Source organism: Microcystis sp. M53602_WE12 (genome assembly GCF_030065455.1).
Classification (GTDB): domain Bacteria; phylum Cyanobacteriota; class Cyanobacteriia; order Cyanobacteriales; family Microcystaceae; genus Microcystis; species Microcystis aeruginosa.
On the sequence record NZ_JASJFB010000491.1, the window covers coordinates 1 to 1,894 of the forward strand.

Genomic DNA, 1,894 nt, shown 5'->3' on the forward strand with positions numbered 1-1,894 from the left:
ACTCAATTGTCTATCTTTTGGTATTAACCTGTTTGTGCCTTAAGTCCTTCCCTGTATGGATTTCAGCTACTTTTGAGCGTAGGCGCTCTCATCGAATTTTATTTTAAGTTAATTATTTGCATAACAATTCCCGAAGAGCCAGTAGTGCAACAAGGAAACCCCTCTGATGAGCGTTGGGAGAGTATCTGTTTCAATCTTCAGAGTGTTGGTGCTAACTTGTTCGAGATGTTAATTCCCTCTGAAGTAGCAAAAAAAGTGCGAGATTGGAAGATTGGTTCTCCTGTCATTATCTCCACTAATGAACAGTGGATTCCTTGGGAATTAATGTACGACGGCGAAGATTTTTGGGGAAAGAAGTTTATTATTGCTCGCTCTCCTCGCCTCAGCGATAGTCAAGATTTACCAAGAAGAAATAGACCTGAAAGTAAGGGAAAAAGACAAATCAAGCGGATTGTCAATATTGTCGGTGGAGATGTACCTTCCTCGGAAGCAGAGCGAGCTACCCATCTATTCTCTAATCTTCTCCCCCCGGAAGCGGTACACTTGTTAGCTAAACAGCCAATTTCGTCCCTTGTAAAAGCTATTCCAGGCACAGATGTGCTTCATTTTACCTGTCACGGACATTTAGAACCGCACCTACTCCAAATTGCTGGCGATAAAAACAAAACCCGAATTGAAAACTTGCTCCCTGAAACCATTCTAAGGCTACCTCTTGAGCCGGGTAGTCTTGTGTTTGCTAACGCCTGTGCTTCAACCGTTCCCGTGTTAACCTTTGGAAAATTTAGCAGTTTTGGCTGGAAATTTTATCAGCGTGGTGCAGATGCTTTCATTGGAACTTTAGGAGCCGTACCAGTGAAATATGCCGTCAACTTTGCCGAAATTGTTTACCGTGAATTATTCAACCCAGATGAGAAAATTACTATCGGACAGGCTGTAGCCAAAGCCAAAGAAGTTGCAGCCAATGAGAGAAACTTATTTTGGCTACTGTATTGTATTTATGGCGATCCAGATTTCTCGATTGTACAGCAAAAAAATTCCAAGGAGGAAGACCATGCCAATTAAAGTATATGCCACAGCCGTCGATCCAGCTTCAGTTAGTAGCTTACAAACTGAGGATGAGGAAATCCTGACTACTTTGGGACCACAAGAGGAAACCGTCGCAGTTCAGTTGCAAGAACTCTTTGAATCTGTCATGGAAGCTCTTTCTAGTAAGGTAGATGTAGAAAGTCAGTTGACTGTTGAAATTAATGGTTCAGTCAGTCTAAAGGCGAAGGGAGAACTCAAATATCTGTTTTTCAACATTGGAGCAGAAACAGCCAATACAAACACGATGAAAGTTACCCTATCTACAACTTTGCAGCCAAAAATACAGAAAACGAAGTAAATGTCCACCATTAAAACAAAAAGCCAGAGGTCGGTATCCGGTCTCTCAAAGAAAACGGGTTTCTCAAAGAGTTTCTCAAAGAAAACCGTTTTCTAGATATTGATTTTTGCCAAAGACTGCTTAAATTCTGCGAGAGAATTAGCGGTAGCTGCTAATTTAACAATCTCTTGTAATGTAGATAGTACCGAAACTTTATTCAGGTATTGTTCCACATCTAAAGGAACTTCACCTAAGCGAGCTTGCAAAACTGTTTTGACAAAATCACGAGCATTTTCTAACGCGCCAATTTCCTTGCCAATTTCCTTGCCAATTTCCTTACCGCGTTCCATTCCTCGTAACTCCATATTACTCATTAAAGGCATGGTTCTTTCCTCCTCAAATTGTTTGATTTTACTCTCTAAACTTGACTGTAATTCAGGGGATAAAGTCATCATATTGTCGATGATTTCAAACAGTTTAATTATCTGTTCTCTCTCGAACTCCTTTTCATATAATCCCCTGATTAACTTC

3 protein-coding genes are annotated in these 1,894 nt (G+C 40.5%); 2 read left to right on the forward strand and 1 reads right to left on the reverse strand.

From position 1 onward, the window contains the following. The first annotated feature begins 72 nt into the window (after positions 1–72). Both PX482_RS16315 and PX482_RS16320 read left to right on the forward strand, forming a co-directional pair. The gene (locus PX482_RS16315; RefSeq protein WP_288023567.1) at positions 73–1,062 is read left to right on the forward strand and encodes a CHAT domain-containing protein; all 990 of its coding nucleotides are present in this window, start codon (positions 73–75) and stop codon (positions 1,060–1,062) included. Then, positions 1,052–1,384: a hypothetical protein gene (locus tag PX482_RS16320; protein WP_002760882.1), complete on the forward strand. Its 333-nt coding sequence runs from the start codon at positions 1,052–1,054 to the stop codon at positions 1,382–1,384. Before PX482_RS16315 ends, PX482_RS16320 begins: the two co-directional genes overlap by 11 nt. Positions 1,385–1,476: 92 nt before the next feature. On the opposite strand, the gene PX482_RS16325 is transcribed toward PX482_RS16320, so the two are convergent. Beyond that, positions 1,477–1,894, reverse strand: a 418-nt coding sequence (locus tag PX482_RS16325) for a hypothetical protein (RefSeq protein ID WP_288122688.1), incomplete at its 5' end; no start/stop codon positions are given.

Excerpts from the sequence above, each read along its gene's own strand:
- PX482_RS16320 (WP_002760882.1), top strand. The coding sequence starts at position 1,052 with ATGCCAATTAAAGTATATGCCACAGCCGTCGATCCAGCTTCAGTTAGT.